This window comes from Pontibacillus sp. ALD_SL1 (assembly GCF_017355605.1).
The window spans coordinates 1181376-1200812 of sequence record NZ_CP062974.1 but is presented as its reverse complement, the minus strand read 5'-3'; the positions used below and the strand labels follow the sequence as shown (position 1 = coordinate 1200812).

At 42.7% G+C, this 19437-nt stretch carries 16 protein-coding genes and 1 riboswitch; of the genes, 8 read left to right on the top strand and 8 right to left on the bottom strand.

The annotated features are described in order from the left end of the window. Nucleotides 1–30: 30 nt before the first annotated feature. Nucleotides 31–1041, bottom strand: a complete 1011-nt coding sequence (locus tag IMZ31_RS06015; RefSeq protein WP_207529661.1) for a LacI family DNA-binding transcriptional regulator — start codon at nt 1039–1041, stop codon at nt 31–33. A 302-nt stretch (nt 1042–1343) separates the two neighbouring features. Here IMZ31_RS06015 and IMZ31_RS06010 point away from each other — a divergent pair, with 302 nt between their 5' ends. From IMZ31_RS06010 to guaC, 3 genes are all read left to right on the top strand, one after another. Then, nucleotides 1344–2132 carry a serine hydrolase gene (locus IMZ31_RS06010; RefSeq protein WP_207529660.1) on the top strand — a complete coding sequence of 263 codons (789 nt, stop codon included), beginning with the start codon at nt 1344–1346 and terminating at the stop codon, nt 2130–2132. 366 nt (nt 2133–2498) lie between these two features. Further along, the gene (locus IMZ31_RS06005) at nt 2499–2762 is read left to right on the top strand and encodes a DNA alkylation repair protein (RefSeq protein ID WP_207529659.1); all 264 of its coding nucleotides are present in this window, start codon (nt 2499–2501) and stop codon (nt 2760–2762) included. A 171-nt stretch (nt 2763–2933) separates the two neighbouring features. Next, complete coding sequence (guaC, locus tag IMZ31_RS06000) at nt 2934–3917, top strand: GMP reductase (RefSeq protein WP_305849402.1); 984 nt, start codon at nt 2934–2936, stop codon at nt 3915–3917. A 410-nt stretch (nt 3918–4327) separates the two neighbouring features. Here guaC and IMZ31_RS05995 read toward each other — a convergent pair whose 3' ends face one another. The 3 genes from IMZ31_RS05995 to IMZ31_RS05985 form a co-directional block, all read right to left on the bottom strand. Then, entirely contained in the window at nt 4328–7519 is a 3192-nt protein-coding gene (locus IMZ31_RS05995) for a bifunctional cytochrome P450/NADPH--P450 reductase (RefSeq protein ID WP_207529657.1), read from the bottom strand. A gap of 117 nt (nt 7520–7636) precedes the next feature. Beyond that, a complete protein-coding gene (locus IMZ31_RS05990) occupies nt 7637–8209 on the bottom strand; it encodes a TetR/AcrR family transcriptional regulator (protein ID WP_207529656.1) in 573 nt (190 codons plus the stop codon). A 169-nt stretch (nt 8210–8378) separates the two neighbouring features. Beyond that, complete coding sequence (locus tag IMZ31_RS05985; protein WP_242705654.1) at nt 8379–8903, bottom strand: DinB family protein; 525 nt, start codon at nt 8901–8903, stop codon at nt 8379–8381. A 648-nt stretch (nt 8904–9551) separates the two neighbouring features. Here IMZ31_RS05985 and IMZ31_RS05980 point away from each other — a divergent pair. From IMZ31_RS05980 to IMZ31_RS05960, 5 genes are read left to right on the top strand one after another with little or no spacing between them, the layout of a single operon-like run. Further along, nucleotides 9552–11144, top strand: coding sequence for a spore germination protein (locus IMZ31_RS05980; RefSeq protein ID WP_242705653.1), 1593 nt, complete (start codon nt 9552–9554; stop codon nt 11142–11144). Next, nucleotides 11141–12343: a Ger(x)C family spore germination protein gene (locus tag IMZ31_RS05975; RefSeq protein ID WP_207529654.1), complete on the top strand. Its 1203-nt coding sequence runs from the start codon at nt 11141–11143 to the stop codon at nt 12341–12343. Before IMZ31_RS05980 ends, IMZ31_RS05975 begins: the two co-directional genes overlap by 4 nt. Before the next feature lie 3 nt (nt 12344–12346). After that, nucleotides 12347–12562 carry a hypothetical protein gene (locus IMZ31_RS05970; RefSeq protein ID WP_207529653.1) on the top strand — a complete coding sequence of 72 codons (216 nt, stop codon included), beginning with the start codon at nt 12347–12349 and terminating at the stop codon, nt 12560–12562. A 50-nt stretch (nt 12563–12612) separates the two neighbouring features. Then, nucleotides 12613–13713: a GerAB/ArcD/ProY family transporter gene (locus tag IMZ31_RS05965; RefSeq protein WP_207529652.1), complete on the top strand. Its 1101-nt coding sequence runs from the start codon at nt 12613–12615 to the stop codon at nt 13711–13713. Nucleotides 13714–13726: 13 nt separating this feature from the next. After that, nucleotides 13727–14827 carry a GerAB/ArcD/ProY family transporter gene (locus IMZ31_RS05960; RefSeq protein WP_207529651.1) on the top strand — a complete coding sequence of 367 codons (1101 nt, stop codon included), beginning with the start codon at nt 13727–13729 and terminating at the stop codon, nt 14825–14827. 490 nt (nt 14828–15317) lie between these two features. On the opposite strand, the gene IMZ31_RS05955 is transcribed toward IMZ31_RS05960, so the two are convergent. Genes IMZ31_RS05955 through IMZ31_RS05940 form a run of 4 tightly spaced genes read right to left on the bottom strand, consistent with a single transcriptional unit; the run spans nt 15318 to nt 19060 of the window. Then, a complete protein-coding gene (locus tag IMZ31_RS05955) occupies nt 15318–16511 on the bottom strand; it encodes a M20 family metallopeptidase (RefSeq protein WP_207529650.1) in 1194 nt (397 codons plus the stop codon). 22 nt (nt 16512–16533) lie between these two features. Further along, nucleotides 16534–17373, bottom strand: coding sequence for a MetQ/NlpA family ABC transporter substrate-binding protein (locus IMZ31_RS05950; RefSeq protein WP_207529649.1), 840 nt, complete (start codon nt 17371–17373; stop codon nt 16534–16536). A gap of 15 nt (nt 17374–17388) precedes the next feature. Continuing rightward, entirely contained in the window at nt 17389–18051 is a 663-nt protein-coding gene (locus IMZ31_RS05945; RefSeq protein ID WP_207529648.1) for a methionine ABC transporter permease, read from the bottom strand. Further along, nucleotides 18041–19060: a methionine ABC transporter ATP-binding protein gene (locus IMZ31_RS05940; RefSeq protein ID WP_207529647.1), complete on the bottom strand. Its 1020-nt coding sequence runs from the start codon at nt 19058–19060 to the stop codon at nt 18041–18043. The genes IMZ31_RS05945 and IMZ31_RS05940 overlap by 11 nt, the downstream gene beginning before the upstream one ends. A 151-nt stretch (nt 19061–19211) precedes the next feature. Beyond that, a riboswitch (SAM riboswitch) is annotated at nt 19212–19320 on the bottom strand. Nucleotides 19321–19437 lie beyond the last annotated feature (117 nt).

Genomic DNA, 19437 nt, shown 5'->3' with positions numbered 1-19437 from the left:
TAATTTTGAATCCGTTTTCATTAAAGCGATTTATTCAACAGCCCGGATTGGACTGACTGTTGACTCTCTGATAATTAACTCTAATGGATACTCATACACTTCTTGGTCGTTCCCTTTGTGATGAATCCGGTCAACCATAACCTCAACCGCCCTTTTTGCTAAAAAAGGAATGGGCTGTTCCACTGTTGAAATTTTCGGGTCCACCAGTTTCGTAATTACTTGATTGTCAAAACCGATTACAGCTAACGCTTCAGGAACGTTCACCCCGTATTCCTTCGCTCCTGTAATGATCCCTGCTGCCACTTCATCACTTCCTGTAAAAACAGCGGTAGGTGGATCAGACATCTGATTGATGTGTTTAAAAATGCGAATGCCATCTTCAATGGAAAACGCGTCATAGAATCCATGGCGATCATCAAATGATAAGTGAAATTCTTCTAAAGCAAGGTCGAATCCCCTTCGTCGATGGTGGCCCACATTACTTTTCTGCCCGCCTGTACAGTAGGCAATTTTCTTATGCCCCTGCCTGATCAGATGTTTGGTCGCGACATAGCCGCCATGAACCTGATCAAACTTAACGGTTGGGATCCTAGCCTCCTCTTCAAACTCATTACAAAGAATCATTGGACCATAGGATAAATACTCTTTCACTACGCCCCAGTCGTTCTCGATTGACGTTAAGATCATGCCATCCACTTGCCTCATTTTTAAAAGCTCCAGGTGCTTAAGCTCTGTTACTTTCGAGTACATCGTCTGACAGATTAATAGTTGGTAGCCATGTTTCGCTGCTTGTATTTCCATCGATTCTGTCAACTGTCCGAAGAACGGGTTCATGATTCGGGGGACCAGAACTGCAATCATTTGCGTTTTCTTATTTCGCAAGCTCCTCGCCGATGAATTGGGAACGTATCCAAGTTCCTTCATCGCTTCAAACACTTTCTCTTTCTTCTTAATGGATACGTGTGGGTAGTCGTTTATTACTCTTGAAACGGTTGACTTCGATAGCCCGGCCCGCTTCGCCACATCATCAATCGTAACCATAACCACCCCCCTTTCCTTGGGAGAAGACTTTTTTGAAACCGTTTTCAAAAATAACTAGATTAATTGATTCAAAATGCAAGTATATGTACTGAATTGCTTTTTGAAACCGTTTTCAATTTGTTGACTTGATTATATATCACCGCCTATTGACCCGCAACCAAAACCGTGCGACAGTAATCTACAAAATCTTACATTCCCACATGGGTTAGTTCCTCACATATAAATGGTACCAGGACAAGGACATCTGTTATGGTAAAAGAAGCAAATGTCTAACTCTTTATAGAAAGGAAACGTGATGGTCAATGAACGGGATACGTAGCAAAGTAAAGAACCTAATTTCTGAAAAAAATGCCTCTCAAGCAATATTGATCCGCTACCACAATCGCTCTATTATCTCAAAGAATGAAAACATCCCCTTCCGTGCCGCCAGCGTCATCAAAGTTCCCATCATGATGGAAGCTTTCCGTCAACAACAGGAAGGAGCACTTAATCTTGATAAAGTACAAACCATAAATCCCTCCAAAACAGTAGCTGGCGCAGGGGTAATTCACTATTTATCCGGAAAACAAGACTATACACTACGCCAGCTAATTGACCTTATGATAATCGTATCGGATAACACAGCTGCCAACATCGTGTTAAAAGCAGTCGGTATAGAGAATGTAAATATCCTTATGAACCAGCTCGGTTGTCAAAATTCAGTCATGGAGCGCTTCTTCATGGATACTATCGCAACCGACAAAGGCTTCGAAAACCGCACCACAGCCGGGGATATGATGGCCTGTTTACAAGCAATCAACGAACCCCACCCACTTTTTTCAAAAGATGACCAATTGGCAATGAAGCAAATCCTACATAATCAACAGTTTAAAGACATGCTCGGATCTTTTACATCCTCAGAAGAAATCGAGGCCTTTCACAAAACAGGCGAACTCGAAGGCGCCCAACACGACGTGGGTTTTTTTGAATATAAAGGTCAAACCGTCTATGTTGCTGTCTTAACTGATGATCTCACAAGAAACCAGGAAGGACGTGAACTGATTGCCTCTATAGGGCAACTGATTGTGGAAGAGATTGTAAAGAATCATTAATTTGTTCTTGGTCTTATAAAAAAACATTGAACTGATGTTGGCTCTTCTTTTTTATTTGCGAGGCCGTTACTCAAATTAAATCAGGGCAAGCTTTGGGAATGCGAGACTATCGCGGAGGTAAGAAGTCTATCCAGTTCCTGCGTGGAGGCTTGCAAATTTTTTATAGCAATAGCAAATATCGATATCTGCTTTAATAAGAATTTAGAAGTTTCTCAGATCATCCGACTGGAGGATGAGTATTGATTCCATAACGTCTATATTTTATAAAAACGCAGCATTACCTAACTTTCTATCCAATAAAGTATTGATGAGTAAAGAATACAGATGTGCACATACTAAACTAAACCTATAAAGGAGGTTTCATTCATGAATACTGAACATACTTCTCCTTACCTCTGTCCGAGTTGCAAAACGAATAAAACACGCTTCAACCTTATTGAACAAGTCGTTACCCCAGTAAAGAAAAATCCTCAGACAGGAGAGATCGTTGAAGAATATGAAGATCTCACCTCTCAGCCTATGCACATGCAATATCGAGGGCCAGAGATTCGCGTACAATGTGCAGCATGTGGAGTGATCGAAGAAGAAATATCGTTCATTAAACGTGCGGAATACGATAAAAGTTCGTAAATCAAAGAAGGATCAAGTCTCAATAGAGATGTTGATCCTTTTTTATTGTTAATTTCCGAACTATAACAAGAGTTTCCTTTTGACATTCTTACAAAAATGCGTTACATTACATTATGTACGAACGATAACGATTCAAGCGGATTTAAACATTCGCTTTTAGGAGTGTATATGATGGAAAATGTGTTTGATTATGAAGATGTTCAATTAATTCCGGCAAAATGTGTCGTAAATAGCCGCTCAGAATGTGATACAAAAGTGACGTTAGGCAACCATACCTTTCAATTACCTGTCGTACCCGCTAACATGCAGACCATTATAGACGAAACCATTGCAACGTTCTTAGCTGAGAAAGGTTATTTCTATGTGATGCACCGCTTCGAGCCTGAGACTCGCCGTGCTTTCATTCAAGATATGAAAACACGTGGGCTGATCTCTTCTATTAGTGTCGGTGTGAAAGAAGAAGAATACGGATTTATTGAAGAGCTTGCAGCAGAAGGACTTGTTCCAGATTACATTACAATTGACATTGCTCATGGTCATTCCAACGCAGTCATTCAAATGATTCAACATATCAAGAACCACTTACCTTCTACCTTCGTCATCGCAGGAAATGTTGGTACACCTGAAGCCGTTCGGGAATTAGAGAATGCCGGCGCCGATGCTACAAAAGTTGGCATTGGACCAGGAAAAGTATGTATTACGAAAATTAAAACAGGCTTTGGTACAGGTGGTTGGCAACTAGCAGCCCTTCGCTGGTGCGCGAAAGCCGCTTCAAAACCAATCATCGCAGACGGGGGAATTCGTACACACGGGGACATCGCGAAATCCGTACGTTTCGGTGCAACAATGGTAATGATCGGTTCCCTATTCGCCGGTCACGAAGAATCCCCTGGTGAAACTGTCGAGCGAGAAGGGAAGCTTTACAAAGAATACTTCGGCTCTGCCTCTGAATTCCAAAAAGGCGAGAAGAAAAACGTAGAAGGCAAGAAAATGTTCGTCGAGCACAAAGGCTCTCTTGAAGACACGCTAGTTGAAATGCAACAAGACCTTCAGTCTGCGATCTCTTACGCTGGCGGCACAGATCTTGATGGGATCAAACACGTAGATTACGTAGTTGTAAAGAATTCGATCTTTAATGGAGACAAAGTTTACTAAACTACTAAAGTGGAAACGTTTTGTTAGCAAGGTATAGATTGAATTTAAATACAGAAAAAACGAGCCGGGGGGCTCGTTTTTTTAGTTTCTAGTTAATTCTATTCCTTTTTAGTAACTTCTCTGGTCTCTTTGGTAAGTTCTCCGACCTTTTTCGTAACTTCTCCACTTCCTTTCGTAACTTTCCCGCCCTCTTTCGTAAGTTCTCCTCTCTCTTTTGTAAGTTCCCCGCCCTCTTTCGTAACTTCTCCTCTCCCTTTCGTAAGTTCCCCTCTCTCTTTGGTAAGTTCTCCTCTCCCTTTCGTAAGTTCCCGCCCTCTTTGGTAACTTCTCCTCTCTCTTTCGTAAGTTCCCTCTCTTCCTCCGCCCCCCATCTTTCATAAAAAGTCCCACAAACAAAAAAGAGCGGAACCTCAATCGGTTCCGCTCTCAGCTTTTCCAGCCCAAACATCTTTTGCATAAATCCCTTTTTGCTGTAAACCATCTAACCACTCTGATGCTTCTTCACGAGTAACAGAATGAATAACTTCGTAACTTTCCATTAAGACTTCTTCAACAGCAGGCGCCATCTGGCTCCCGTCGCCGCACACGTAAAGACGAGCGCCCCTTTCTAAGAGTTCAATAACATGCTCACGATCTTCACGAAGTAAATCTTGCACATACGTTTTTTCTTCACCTGATAAACGAGAGAAAGCGGTGTGAAGGGTAACGAGTCCCTCGTCCTGATAAGATTCAAGCTCACCTTGATATAAATAGTCTTGTTCAGGATGACGGCAGCCGAAGTAAAGGTGCGCTTCGCCAAGCTTATGACCTGATTCCTTGAGAGCCTTACGAGCTTGCAAGAAGCCGCGATATGGCGCCACACCTGTACCTGGTCCGATTAGGATCATTGGCGTTTCACTCGATTCAGGAAGCTGGAAGTTCGACTGAGGCGTGCTAATGAAGCAAGCTACCTCGTCACCTGGTTCTAAGGAAGCAAGATAATTACTTGCCACTCCTTTGTACTCTCCGTCCCCACTCCAGGAAGGTCCGCGTACAATACTCACGGTGATGCTCGGTGCCGCCTCTTGCACACTAGGCGAGCTCGAAATGGAATAATAGCGAGCTTTTAGTGGTGGCAATAAGGCAACGAAGCGATCAAACGGAAGTTCACAGGCCATATATTTTTCAAGTAACTGAAGCATTGTTGCGCGCTTAGCGAGCACTTCTGTTTTATACACTTCATCTTGTAAGAGATCTTCAAGCTCCACTTTGTGAGGAGGGCACGTTGTGTTTGACGCTAGTTCACGAATTTGAGCACGGGTTGCTGGTTCTTGTAGTTCCACGTAGTGCGTCATTAAGTCAGAAATACTAACAGGATGATCTAATGGAAGATGAGCGGTCTTGCCACCGCTTCCGCTTAAGACCATATACCGATTGCCATTAAGAGAGAAACGGCGAAGGACGCGGTCAACTAGCTCTTGATTGTTTTGCGGGATGATTCCAAGATGATCGCCCTCTTTATAAGAGACGCCCACTGGCAACTTGATATCCAAATGACGTGTACTTCGGTCACTTGTTTCCCCTTGCAACTCTTTATTTTGAGAGACACGTGCCGTGAAGGCTTTGTGGTCTTTTGCAAGAGGTGTACTCGTAACGCCATCGACAAATTCAACCGTTAAGGCATTGGCAGTTTGGCCTGTATCCCCTTTAAGATCGAGATCAAAAGTTTCAGCAAGCTTCCTCCACAATTCTTCTTCCCATGCTTCATACTGGCCTTCGAAGTCATCACTCGCATCCCCTTCACCACGGAAGGCGATGGATGTGGCTCCTTTATTAGTCATCTGCTCATCAATAAGCTTCGGTATGCTTTGATACGTACTCGCCCAGTTACGGTCACCACAACCAAACACTGCATAATGAACACCTTGGAGCTCATTGTCACCTGCTGAATCGAGCCAAGCAACGAACTCGTGGGCATTGTCTGTTGGGTTTCCGTTATAAGAAGCTGAAACGATAATCATTGCTCCTTCTAAAGGCATGAGCCCTGCGTATTCATCAAGGGAGGCAATATGAGTTGAGAACCCTTTCGCTTCTCCGATCTCAGCCAATTCACGAGCAACACCTTTTGCCGTTCCTAAATTCGAACCATATAAAAGAAGAAGTGGCGTACCGTGTTTTGGAACAGTAGCTTCTTTTTTACTTTCTTTTTGATCACTTTCCTGCTGAGGCGCTGTCATTTGAAAGGCCATTTGGGAACGGCGTGGTTGGACTCTCATCGTTAAGCCTTCAGGTTTTAGGGTTAGGGTTTCTTTTACGTCTAACTGGTAGTTGTCATGATCGATGAACCTGAAGTTCTGTAAAAGCATCCCTAACACAAGCGTCGCTTCGTGCATGGCGAACTGCTGACCGATACACGCGCGCTGGCCATTTCCGAATGGTTTAAACGCATGCTGTGGAATGGATTTCATGTCCTCAAAGCGCTCTGGCTTAAAGGCTTCCACATCTTCTCCCCAAACGGCGGGATCTCGGTGTAGCTGAGGTAGAAGCACCATAACTGTTTGACCTTGTTCAATCGGAATATCTCCCCCGATGACGGTATCTTCTTTCGCATGAAGGCCGAATGCAGGTGCTGTTGGCCATAAGCGAAGCGCTTCATTTAAAATCATGCGTACATATTTAAGCTGCTTTGTTTGTTTATAAGACGGCACGCCGCTGTCACCTAGAACTTCGTCCACTTCTTTATATGCTTTTTTTAGGACATCCGGATTCTTCATTAAGTAATGAAGGGCAAACGATAGTAGACCACTCGTCGTTTCGTGGCCCGCAATTAAGAACGTAATAATCTGAAAGCGGATGTTCTCGTCACTTAGCTTTTCCCCTGTCTCAGGGTCACGGCCTTTTAACATATGAGAAAGGAGATCGTCTTCGCCTCGGTCTCCCTGTTCTTTACGATCTTGGATCAGCTGATCAACAAGTGTGAACATACCTTGAATATCTTGCTGGAACTGACGTTTTTTTCGAAGCATCAATTTATCCTGCAGTCCTACGCGTTGCAGTTGATTCATAGCCTCATCTAACCCTCGAACCATATTCTGCACAAAGGGATGAAGTTCTTCCCGATAGAAGCTGTTAAATCTGTAATTAAATCCACATAATCCGATGGTATCAAGAGTAAGTCGTGTCATGTCGTCTGTCACTTGAATACTTTCGTGATCATTTAGACGTGACCATTTCTGCACAAGCTGCACAGCAATATCAGCCATCTTATCATGATAGCCTTTCATCGCCTGCTGACTGAAGCTTGGAAGTAAGATGTTATGAGCTTTCTTCCAATTTGGCTCTGACGTTTCACTTGTGAATAATCCATCCCCACCAAAAGCTTTTACATTTTGTAAGGCTGGTCCAACGGTTTTATCAAATCTTGACTCATCGCTAACTTCTGAAACGAAAGCATGACTCGATACAATCGTACTTACACGGCCTGGAAACTGAAACTGAAAGATCGGCCCGTATTCGTCAGCAAGTTTCATAAAGGATTGCATCATTTTTTCTTTATCAATTAGTGGTAGACTCCCGAGCGGTCCATACGTCTTCGGGGATGGAATCTGTCTAGCATTTGTCATACTCGATCATTCCTTCTTATATAAATTAATAGGAAACATAGGTGTAAAAGAGGTAATATTGGATGTAATGCGGAATGAATATTCATTCCGTTTTCGGTAAAGTGCAGTTTAGAGCCATTAATGAGCTCTAACTGCATCCCAGCAACTTTCTTCATAGTCTCGTAACAACTCTCTCGTTTCATCCACTGCACCTTCACGCACAAGTTGATGTAGTTGAATAAACGCACCAAATACAATGGCAATTAGTGCATTGGCAGGCATCTTCCGAATTTCATTCGCTTCTTTACCCGCTTCGAAAAAGTCACGCGTAAAGTCTAATAGCTCTTGATATAAGGCTAAACTTTCCTCATCGAGCACACGAGGTCGGTTGTGCGTTTTAATAAAATATAGCGCATGTTCGTTATCGAGCGTGAAGCGAACCATACTGTTAAATATATGACTGAACTGTTGCCTACATGTTCCGTTACTCGGAAAACCATTTCGTAAAGTCTCGAGGAATCGTGTTACGTACTGTCTGAAAAGCTGGTTCATTAGTGTTTCTTTGTTCACAAAATAGCGGTAAATCGTACCCGCTCCAACATTGGCTCTTGTTGCAATCATTGGAATGGTTGTCGCATCAAAGCCTCGTTCCGCAAAAAGCACAAGAGCTGCGTCTAAAATATCTTCACGTTTGTTCGTCACTGTTTCCATGATGGTTCCCTCCATTACATCCCAAGCGGAATGAACATTCATTCCCTTCTATGATAAGTATAAAAATGATTGTGTTTCCTAGTCAATTTATGGTGAAACGAATCTAACAAAATCCATCCATAGCACTAGAAAACCCGGGACCAATAGCCCCGGGTTTTCCCCGAAAATTCTATTTATTCTGCTCAACTGTTTCTTTCATTTGATCAAGATGACGAAGCTCATGCCAACCGATAAACTCGGCCCACTGCTCAAGTGACATATCCCCAAATACAGGATGCGGGAAGGAATAGCTTTGAAGGGTTTCCTCTTCTTTGTTGTGAAGGAGGAATAACGTGGCTTCGCGAGATCGCTTCAACCCCTCAAGCGCATCTTGAATGGTTTTGAAATCTCCCTTAGGCTTCAAGCCTTCAGGTGCGTCGACTTTGTGGGAACGATCAGGTGTATGATGGATCGGCTTCTTAGTCGTCTCAACCCGCTCACCACCGCGGATCGTTTTATCAATCTTCTGGATGATGAACCCTTCCATTAAATAAAGGTGTTCCGCTACCTCAAGCACGGACCAAGTATTCTCATCCGGCTTTTGTGATGCTTGTTCATCTGACAGGCTATTTAAATAGTCTAACACTTGTTGACGTTTCTCTTCTAAACCGTACATCCAATCATCCTTTCCTCTAGTCCCCTCCCACTTTACCATATTCCCCTCCCCCAATCACGCAGAAACCCCTTCCCTATCTCGATTCAAAGATAATCTCTGGCAATATGTATGAATTACCAAACAATGTAGAAGCTAACAAGAAAAGCAGAAGCGCCCTGGGTAGATTCGACACGCATAAGACAGAACACGCCGTGGCGACCTTTGCCACAGAGTGGTCTGACTTATGTCGCGAGAATCTGGGCGCTGGAGCTAGATCAAGAAAAGCAGAAGCGCCCTGGGTAGATTCGACACGCATAAGACAGAACACGTCGTGGCGACCTTTGCCACAGAGTGGTCTGACTTATGTCGCGAGAATCTGGGCGCTGGAGCTAGATCAAGAAAAGCAGAAGCGCCCTGGGTAGATTCGACACGCATAAGACAGAACACGTCGTGGCGACCTTTGCCACAGAGTGGTCTGACTTATGTCGCGAGAATCTGGGCGCTGGAGCTAGATCAAGAAAAGCAGAAGCGTCCGTTTATCCTGGCGCTTCAGCCAACTAAAGCGTGCCAGACACCCTGTTACCCTTCAAAGTACTAAAGGGTGTCTGGCACCTTGTGTCACTTTAATGCACTGAAGGATGCCTGACACCCTTCAGTCCTTCACTTCACCAAAGTGTTTAATAAGTCAGCCTTTTATGAGGGATGGTTATGAAAAAGTTATTTCGTTTATTTACGAAAAAAGAGAATAGTGAACAAGCTGAGGAGCGCCCTACGCAGATTGATAAAGATCTTCCTCAAAACCTTACCTTCATTAAGAATTCTTTGGGTGAGAGTACGGATCTTGTTATACGTAAGTTCAAGATAGGAGAAAAACGAACGGTAAAAATGGCGGTCGTTTATACGGATGGACTTGTTAATGAAAGTACAGTCCATGAATCTCTTTTAGAAACGCTCATGTCTGACGTTCGTCAAACCCAATTAAGTAAGCAAGCTTTAGAAAAAGGCATGTATTATACTGTTCGAGATCATGTTTTAACTGCAGGAGAACTCGACGAACTTGATACCTTAGATGACGTCCTCCTCCATGTGCTATCCGGAGATACGGTTTTATTTTTAGAAGATGAAACAAAGGCTTTATGTGTGAGTACCCGCGGATGGCAGGACCGCGGTGTGGAAGAACCAAGCACCCAAGCTGTTGTTCGAGGTCCTAAAGATGGATTTACAGAAACGTTAAGAACCAATACTGCTCTACTGCGTCGCAAGATTAAAGACCCTAACCTATGGATTACAACGCAAGCCATCGGATCTAAGACTAAAACCGATGTTGCCGTTGTTTACATGAATGGCATTGCGAACGACAAAATCGTTAAAGAGGTACATAAACGATTAAACCAGATCAATATAGACTCCTTATTAGACAGCGGGTATGTGGAGGAACTAATCCAGGATGAGACGTATACCCCTTTCCCAACTGTATACAATTCAGAACGCCCTGATAGTATTGCAGCCGGTCTCTTAGAAGGTCGCGTCGCCATCATCGTAGATGGTTCACCTTTTGTCTTACTTGTCCCTGCCCTATTTATGCAGTTCTTTCAGTCACCAGAAGACTATTATCAACGTTCAGACTTTGCAACACTCGTTCGCATCATACGCTTTATCGCTTTCTTTCTAGCTCTTTTAACGCCTTCTGCTTACATTGCGCTTACAACCTATCACCAGGAAATGATTCCAACGTCTCTGCTCATTAATTTATCTTCACAACGAGAAGGCGTCCCCTTTCCTGCGTTAGTTGAAGCGTTGATTATGGAAGTCACCTTCGAGATCTTACGAGAAGCTGGAGTAAGACTGCCGAAAGCTGTGGGGTCGGCCATTTCAATTGTAGGAGCACTCGTTCTAGGGCAAGCAGCGGTAGAAGCCGGGCTTGTTTCAAGCGCGATGATCATTGTCGTAAGTCTGACCGCGATCTCAAGCTTTGTATCTCCAAGCTTTAATTTTGCAATCTCGATTCGCATGCTCCGCTTCCTATTTATGATTCTGGCCGCGACGTTTGGATTATTCGGAATTCTACTAGGTTTAATTGTACTTGCTTTGCACCTTGCGAGCTTACGATCTTTTGGCGTTCCATACTTAAGTCCTTTAGCTCCATACATTACAAGCGACCAGAAAGATACCGTACTTCGCTTTCCACGCTGGGGACTATTTACACGCCAGCGCCTAATTAACCAAAAGAACATAGATCGAGAGGACATGCATAAACCAACTCCAACATCACGACCACCAAAAAAGGGTGATTCATCATGATAAGACGATGGTTTCTCTTATGCTTTACTTTTCTCTTTTTACTCATAAGTTTGACAGGTTGTTGGAGTAAAAGAGAACTGGACGAACTAGCTATCGCTACAGGAATTGGTCTTGATAAAACAGATAATGGGTATAAATTTACCGTCCAGATTATTAACCCAGCAGAAGTGGCAGCTAAAACGATTTCCACTAGAACTGCTGTGACCACTTATACGAGTGAAGGGCGTTCCATGTTTGAAGCCCTAAGAGGCTTGACCGATAAAGCCCCCCGGAAAGTGTATTTGTCTCATATTCGAAAAGTGGTTTTCGGAGAAAGACTGGCGCGGGAAGGAATTAGCGAAACACTTGACTTCCTGACAAGGGACCACGAACTAAGAACGGACTTTCACATTGCTGTGGCAAAGGGAATGGAGGCTCACGATTTGTTAACGATCTTAACTCCAATGGAGAAGATCCCCGCTAACAAGATGTACTTCTCGATGGAAACGTCAAGCGAGTACTGGGCACCTTCTCTCATTATGAAAATACAGCAATTAATCTCAACCATTCTTGAGGATGGAAAGGAGCCTGTAATAAGCGGTGTATACAATGTCGGTAATATCGAAAAAGGGAGTAATCTTAGTAACGTAGAAGATGTTGGGGCCCCGACAGATGTTCGTGTTGATTCACTTGGTGTTTTCAAAGGGGATCAGTTAATTGGCTGGATGGATCAACTCCAGAGTACTGGCTACAATTACATTGAAGGAAATGTAAAGAATACGGCTGAGTATTTCAAGTGTTTAGATGAAGAAGGTAGCATCACGCTCGAGGTTATGAAAGCAACAAGTGACAAAACCGTAACGATTAAAGACGGTGAGCCTCAATTTAACGTAAACGTGTCCGTTGAAGGAAATATTGCTGATGTTGAATGTCAAATAGAACTAATGAAAGTAGACACAATCAAAAGGTTAGAAAAGAACTTCAGCGACCAACTCTCCACCCTTTTAAATGACACGGTCTCTGATGTTCAAGATGATTTCCAAAGTGACATTTTTGGATTGGGTGACCTCATCCATCGAACAAAACCGAAGTACTGGAATACCGTGAAAGAGGATTGGGAAGACCGATTCCCTGAAGTTGAAGTTTCAGTAAAAGCCACCGTTAAAATCAATCGAACAGGAACCATCTCCAACCCTTATCAATTTGAAAAGGAGAAATAGACGATGTGGGTGATCTTGTATGGAGTTATTGTAACGATCAGCTGGATTCAGATTAGCGGATTATGGAAGCAATCACACAAGCGAGACTCCTTTATATATATAGGGACGATGGTTTTTTCGTTAACTTTACTGATCCTTTTCCAACTCGGAGTCCCTGTCCCGAATCCACTAGATGGGATCTCGATTGTTTATGATCCAGTTCATAGCTTATTTCAATAAATTTGATGGGCATACAGATAACACAAATGAGGAAAGGAGAGTATGTAGGTATGAATGGTAAAGAAGAAATTAATATGAGACAGTTTTTGCTGTTTTTATTTCTATTTGTAATCGGTACCTCAATTCTACTCTCTCCTTCAACCCTTGCATATGTAGCCAAAGAAAGTGCCTGGCTAAGTGTTGTGGGGGCAATAATCATTGGTTCAGTTTTTATTCTCTTCTTCCTATTAATCAGTATATGGTACCCGGAACAGAACATTGTGGATTTGAATCGCCTCTTATTCGGCAAGTGGGTTGGAACTGTATTCTCACTCTTATTCATACTATTTGCACTCGTAAGCGCAGCAACGGTACTCTGGACGATTGGTAACTTTATGATCACTCAAATGTTACACGAAACGCCTCAGCCCTTTACTCATATGCTGTTCATGTTTGTCGTCATATATGGAGTCTATTTAGGAATTGAGACCATTGCCAGAGTAAGCGAACTTTTCTTTCCATATGTGGCTCTATTATTGCTAGTTATATTTTTATTCAGTATACCGAGTATTGACCTAAACTACATTAAGCCATTCTTTAACACGGGGACGCAAGAGATTGCAAAAAGCGCTTGGTTTGATCTTAGTGTATCAACATTTCCCCTAGTCGTTTTATTTATGGTCTATCCAAAACTTGTTCAAGATAAAAAGAAGGTAGCTAGAAAAGTAACGCTAGCTTATATCCTTGGAATGTTAACCATTTTAGCAGCCACCTTTATCACTACCTCTGTATTAGGGGTAGCGTACACATCACACCACCTCTATCCAACCTACGTATTAGCAAAAACCTTGAACATAGAAGGTTTGATTCAAAGAGTCGAAGTCATCATCGCTGTCTCTTGGATATTGACGATCTTTTTCAAATTATCTTTATACTTTTACGCCGCCGTCACCGCTCTCTCTCAAGTTCTTAAGATGAAAAGCTACAGATCTCTCACCTTTCCATTAGGGGTTTTCGTCATTGCACTATCGCTAATTGTTTACCCTAGTAGTATCTATGCAACGGAATGGAATCAGACGACCTGGATCTATTACTCAGCAACGTTTGGGGTTCTTTACCCCCTTCTTATTGCAATCGCAACATTCATCAGAAAAATGCTCAAGCGCTATTGAAAGGAGTCACACGATGAAAGAATCCATCACACGCTATCAATTGTTGTCGCTCGTTATTCTGTTTGAATTCGGAAGCTCTATCATCGTGGGTCTTGGATTTGAAGCGAAGCAAAATGCCTGGATGGTTATCTTACTGAGCATGATCGGAGGGATTTTGCTTTACTGGCTATTCACTCGATTCGTTACCGCTTATCCTGACACCCCTTTTCCACAAGTTCTTCAAAAGTTGGCAGGCCCATACTTAGGGTATATATTAATATGGATGTATATAGCATATTTCTTATATATAGCAGCACGTGTGTTAAGGGATTTTACTATGTTAACCGCTCAAACGATCTTGCATGAAACACCTTTATTAGCGGTTTCCCTTTTATTTATGTTTGTCGTTTGTTTCGCTTGTTTCCTCGGGGTTGAGGTTATTGCCAGAACAGGTGAACTATTTCTCCCATTTGCATTACTGATGGGAGGACTATTCTTGATGTTTGTATTCATCATGGACCTACCTAAAATCCATCGCCTTCAGCCTTTTTTCAGTCAAGATATAGGGGAAATTTTATCATTCGTCTTCCCAACGGGGGTTACATTCCCTTTTGGAGAACTAATCGTCTTTGCAATCATATTCCCCCACCTGGAACATCCGTTAAAAAGCTTTCGGTATGGAGTAATGGGTATACTCATTAGCGGGACGATCCTATTAATCATAAGTGTAACAATCTTGATGGTTTTGGGGCCTTCGATTGCTATGAGGTCGGCCGTACCACTCCTTGATACCATTTCGCTCGTTAACTTACAAGGATTTATACAGCGAATGGACCCAATCGTCATCATTATTATGGTCATTACAGGTTTTTTTAAGATTACGATTTTCTTTTATGCGGCCATTGCCATGCTTCAATATTTGTTTAGACTTCCGAGAACACAGAGTAAAGGATTAATTGGGTTTATGGGCATTCTTGTTGTCATTCTCTCCATTCTAATTAGTCCAAATTTCGTCGAACATATGAAGGAAGGGTTGGATATTGTTCCTCTTTATGTACACGTTCCCTTTCAAATGATCATACCTAGCATACTGTTCGTCCTTCTTCTTATTAAAAATAGAAGAAGCACAGCATAAAAAATAGGGGGAAAGGCACGATTTACTCTTATTATGCAGTAAACCGTTCCTTTCCCCCTATTCCATTCCTTTAGACAATTTTCTTAATGAGACGACCAAGCATTCTTGGAATAAATGTAACAATAGCAACGATTTTATCAACTAGTTTATGCAACATGGTAAGTCCCTCCTTTTGTTTGTTAGTTATTCTTTTCACCCTAACAGTCAGCTCTAAACGCTGTTCATTCAATATGAGTCATAGGTTGCATGTTTCGACTATTTCCCCGGTAATATTTCTACGTCATTAGACACCATTCGTTGTGTGGGTGTTATTTGAGCCTAAAATATGACGAAAAAGCAGCCACCTGCATTTGCAGGTGGCTGCTTTTTCAATGCCGAACGGTCCCACATTGTGTGGGGCACATAAAAGCGAGTGATTTCCATTACCATCACACTATCCCAAAACGCTAATAGAAACATTATCTCAACTAAAGTTTTAAGCGATTATTTCCTATCGCTGTCTAGATTGAAACTCTGCTATAACTTCTTGTAACAAGTTATGGTCTGTTAATAAATCCAAACCTGTTAAGGCTAGTGCCTTCGCTCCGGTAATGAGCGCTTGGTCGCCTCCTTCTGATTTTGCCGCTTCTCTAAAGGCATCGGTGTGCGGAACAAGGTCAGAAGGGCCTATTTTTATATAAGGGTGAATGGTCGGGACGACTTGGCTAATGTTACCGGCGTCCGTAGAGCCAATTCCTTCGCGGCCCTCGTTTACGTAATCCTCTCCAAGGGCTATAGCTTTCTCGCGGAAAACGAAGTCAAATCGTTCATTTAACACAAGGTTGTCGACTCCGTTTTGAATAGGTGTTACCTTAACGCTTGCTCCGGTTGTGAGGGCTGCTCCTTCTGCGATCCGTTTCACTTTGGCTGTTACTTCATTACAAGCTTCACGGGTGGCTGCTCGAACGAAGAAGCGAGCTCTGGCGTAATCTGGGACTATGTTCGGTGCAACTCCACCGTCTAAGATCACTCCGTGAAGGCGAACATCGTCTGTAACGTGCTGACGAATCGCATTTACCCCATTAAAGAGTTGGATCACGCCATCTAAAGCGTTGATTCCATACTCTGGTTTAGCAGCCGCGTGAGCCGATTGACCGAAGAACTCAAAGTCTAGCGGGTCAACTGCTAGGGACTCTGATGTTCCGTTTGTCTGATTTGAAGGATGAATCATCATGCAAGCATCTAAATCCTGAACAAGTCCGTGCCTGACAAATGTCCCTTTGGCACTGCCATTTGGTCCCCCTTCTTCAGCAGGAGTTCCAAGTACAACGACTTCACCCCCAGTTTGGTCTAGAACTTTACTGAGCGAGATCGCTGCCGCAACGCTCGTTGTGCCGATAATATTGTGCCCGCACGCATGACCGAGTCCAGGCAATGCATCATACTCAGCAAGGAACCCTATTTTAGGGCCCTTCTCCGTCCCTTTTTTACGGGCAATGAAAGCTGTATCATGTTCTGGGATTTCCCGGGTAACTTCAAATCCTTCTTGCTCTAGCAATCCACATAACGTTTCGCTTGCGTAATACTCTTCATTACCGATCTCTGGATTCTCATGGATTCGGTGACTTACATCCAGGTATACCGCCGCTTGGCCATCCACATACCGCGTGATTTCTTGTTCTAATGTTGTTTCCAAAGTACTCATGCGACTCACTCCTTATTTGAAATTACCAACCAATTTTCTCTAGTGGTACGAATGTTGGAATTAGAGAATCGTTGTATGTTTCACGGATATGCTCTGCAATTTCTTCCGTTTGATAGATTTCTACAATCTTCTGATACGCTTCTTTATCGGCTTCATCTGCTCTTGCCGCAATAATATTGATATAAGGTGTTGCAGTATCTCCTTCAATGAAGACCGCATCGTCGACCGGTACAAAGCCTGCTTCTACAGCAACTCCGTTGTTAATTACACTTGCAGCCACATCCGGCAGCACGCGAGGCGTCTGAGCCGCAACAACTGGTGTGAATTCTATATTTTTTGGATTCTCTTTTATTTTGTCTAAAGAACCATTTCCATCGAAGTCATCCGGAAGTCCAATTAAACCTGACTTTTCAAGTAACAGAAGTGCTCTCCCCATGTTTGTTGCCTCTTTTGGAATCGCGATGGTGCTTCCTTCTGGAATATTCTCAAGATTATCGTATTCTTCTGAGTAAACTCCCATAGGAGCAATAAGCGTCGTTCCAATTGGTTCAAGATCAAGGTCATGCTCTTCAATAAATGAATCGAAGTAGGACACCGTTTGGAAGGCATTTAAATCAATATCACCATCAGCTAGAGCTAAGTTTGGTCTTACATAATCCGAAAACTCAACAAGTTCAATCTCGATGCCTTCTTCTGCAGCTTTTTCTTTAATCGGCTCCCATAACGGAACTCCAGAACCATTTAAACCGATCTTAACGGTCGTTGTCTCCCCTTCTCCTTGAGCCTCTGTACTACCACACCCTGCTAGAGCGGCTCCTACTGTTGCTAATAGTGCTATGAATAGAATGATTTTTTTCTTCATATGTAATCTCCTCCTTTATCGTCTGCGTACAGCTTTTGAAATGTAATTTCCTAACGTTTGAACCGTTTGAACAATGACTACCAATAAAATAACGGTTATAATCATGACGTTTGTTTCAAATCTTTGATACCCATATGAAATAGCCAAGTCACCAAGACCACCACCTCCAACAAAGCCAGCCATTGCTGATGCGCCAACTAATCCAATGGTTGCGATGGTAATATTTAAAACAAGAGAACTTAATGCTTCTGGTAAAAAGACGCGGTAAATGATTTGCCAAGGCGTTGCCCCCATCGATTCTGCTGCTTCCACAACACCTGGATTCACTTCTAGTAAACTACTCTCAACAAGCCTGGCAATATAGGGGGCTGAGAAGAATACAAGAGGCACAACGGCTGCTGCTGTACCGATTGAAGTACCTACGATAAAACGGGTAATCGGTAAGATTGCTACTAATAAGATAATGAACGGGATCGAACGAAAGAAGTTCACTATACCGTTTAATACTTTAAATAAAGGACCGTTTTCAAGAAGTCCGTTCTTTCTCGTTACGACTAGAGAAATGCCAAGGGGTAAACCTATTACAACCGCAAACAGTAAAGCGATGGCTACCATAACGATTGTCTCTTGTGTTGCTTCTAAAATCTTCGGCCAAAATGTGGCTAAATCAACTTGCATCTCGCGTCACCTCTTTCACTGTTACAGATTGCTGGATAGAATGAAGAGCTTTAAAGATCTCTTTCTCTCCTCCAATAAATTCGACGATCAGACTCCCGAATGGTTCGCCTTGCAGTTCGGTAATCTGCCCGTATAACACGTTCACTTCAACCTGATGCTGAGTAGCAGCCCGGTATAGGATTGGCTTTGAAGCTTGTTCCCTTAAGAACGTCACCCTGTATACGTGTCGGGTACTATCTAAGGCTTGTAGAATTGATTCCGGAATCTTATCGTTCATAACCGAGCTGACGAAATTCTTCGTTGTCTGGTGCGCAGGACTTGAGAAGATATCAAAGACGGTTCCTTCCTCAATCACTTTTCCAGCTTCCATAACAGCCACACGGTCGCAAATCTCACGAATGACCTGCATCTCATGCGTAATCATTAAAATGGTAATATGGTATTCTTCACGAATTTGCTTCAAAAGGTCTAAAATTGACTCGGTTGTCTGAGGATCCAGAGCTGAAGTGGCTTCATCGCAAAGTAGCACTTCAGGAGATCGAACGAGTGCTCTTGCAATACCCACTCGCTGCTTCTGCCCTCCAGAAAGCTCCTCCGGATATTTCCCTGCCTGATCTGCTAACCCGACAAACTCGAGGAGCTCCTTCACCTTTCCTTCCACTTGCTTTCCTTTTTGTCCATCGAGCAAAAGTGGAAAGGCCACGTTTTGGTAAACGGTTTTTGATTCTAACAAGTTAAAATGCTGAAAGATCATTCCAATGCGACGTCTCTCTTTTCGTAGTTTTGATTTTGGTAACTGAGTCAGATCCTCACCGTCTAGCTTCACTTCTCCTGATGTTGGACGTTCAATTAGGTTTACGCATCGGAGAAGAGTACTCTTACCCGCGCCACTAAATCCAATGACGCCGTATATTGCTCCTTTATCAATTGATACATTGACGCCGTCAACTGCTCGAATGGTTTGATCGTTTTTCTTGTACACTTTCTCAATATTATGTAACTCGATCATGTTGTTTGCCTCCTTTAATTAAACTAAAACAGATCTGAATACTTGGTTTATAAGCTAAAAATGCCCTTTTTCCTCCTCATCTGGTAAACAAAAAATCCCCTCTTCTTAAAATAATAAGAAGAGGGGATTTACGTATATGTAGATCCGTCTCTTCTCATCTTTCAAGCCTAAGCTTGAAGGAATTGGCACGGTGTTCTAATCGAATAGAATCCGTTGCCGAGGTTTCAAAGGGCCATTCCCTCCACCTCTCTGGATAAGAAGATTGTTTTAAAATGTGTTTTTCGTTAATCCATATACTACAAGGAGCAGTTAGAATTGTCAAAGGATTTTTAATAATTTAATAGTTAAAAATTTTATTAACCTTTTATAAGCTTAAC

Coding starts and splice junctions, on each gene's coding strand:
- IMZ31_RS05940 (WP_207529647.1), bottom strand. CDS start 19,060: ATGATCGAGTTACATAATATTGAGAAAGTGTACAAGAAAAACGATCAA.
- IMZ31_RS05945 (WP_207529648.1), bottom strand. CDS start 18,051: ATGCAAGTTGATTTAGCCACATTTTGGCCGAAGATTTTAGAAGCAACA.
- IMZ31_RS06015 (WP_207529661.1), bottom strand. CDS start 1,041: ATGGTTACGATTGATGATGTGGCGAAGCGGGCCGGGCTATCGAAGTCA.
- IMZ31_RS05950 (WP_207529649.1), bottom strand. CDS start 17,373: ATGAAGAAAAAAATCATTCTATTCATAGCACTATTAGCAACAGTAGGA.
- IMZ31_RS05980 (WP_242705653.1), top strand. CDS start 9,552: ATGAAAAAGTTATTTCGTTTATTTACGAAAAAAGAGAATAGTGAACAA.
- IMZ31_RS06005 (WP_207529659.1), top strand. CDS start 2,499: ATGAATACTGAACATACTTCTCCTTACCTCTGTCCGAGTTGCAAAACG.
- IMZ31_RS05975 (WP_207529654.1), top strand. CDS start 11,141: ATGATAAGACGATGGTTTCTCTTATGCTTTACTTTTCTCTTTTTACTC.
- IMZ31_RS05960 (WP_207529651.1), top strand. CDS start 13,727: ATGAAAGAATCCATCACACGCTATCAATTGTTGTCGCTCGTTATTCTG.
- IMZ31_RS05990 (WP_207529656.1), bottom strand. CDS start 8,209: ATGGAAACAGTGACGAACAAACGTGAAGATATTTTAGACGCAGCTCTT.
- guaC (WP_305849402.1), top strand. CDS start 2,934: ATGGAAAATGTGTTTGATTATGAAGATGTTCAATTAATTCCGGCAAAA.
- IMZ31_RS05970 (WP_207529653.1), top strand. CDS start 12,347: ATGTGGGTGATCTTGTATGGAGTTATTGTAACGATCAGCTGGATTCAG.
- IMZ31_RS06010 (WP_207529660.1), top strand. CDS start 1,344: ATGAACGGGATACGTAGCAAAGTAAAGAACCTAATTTCTGAAAAAAAT.
- IMZ31_RS05955 (WP_207529650.1), bottom strand. CDS start 16,511: ATGAGTACTTTGGAAACAACATTAGAACAAGAAATCACGCGGTATGTG.
- IMZ31_RS05965 (WP_207529652.1), top strand. CDS start 12,613: ATGAATGGTAAAGAAGAAATTAATATGAGACAGTTTTTGCTGTTTTTA.
- IMZ31_RS05995 (WP_207529657.1), bottom strand. CDS start 7,519: ATGACAAATGCTAGACAGATTCCATCCCCGAAGACGTATGGACCGCTC.
- IMZ31_RS05985 (WP_242705654.1), bottom strand. CDS start 8,903: ATGGTAAAGTGGGAGGGGACTAGAGGAAAGGATGATTGGATGTACGGT.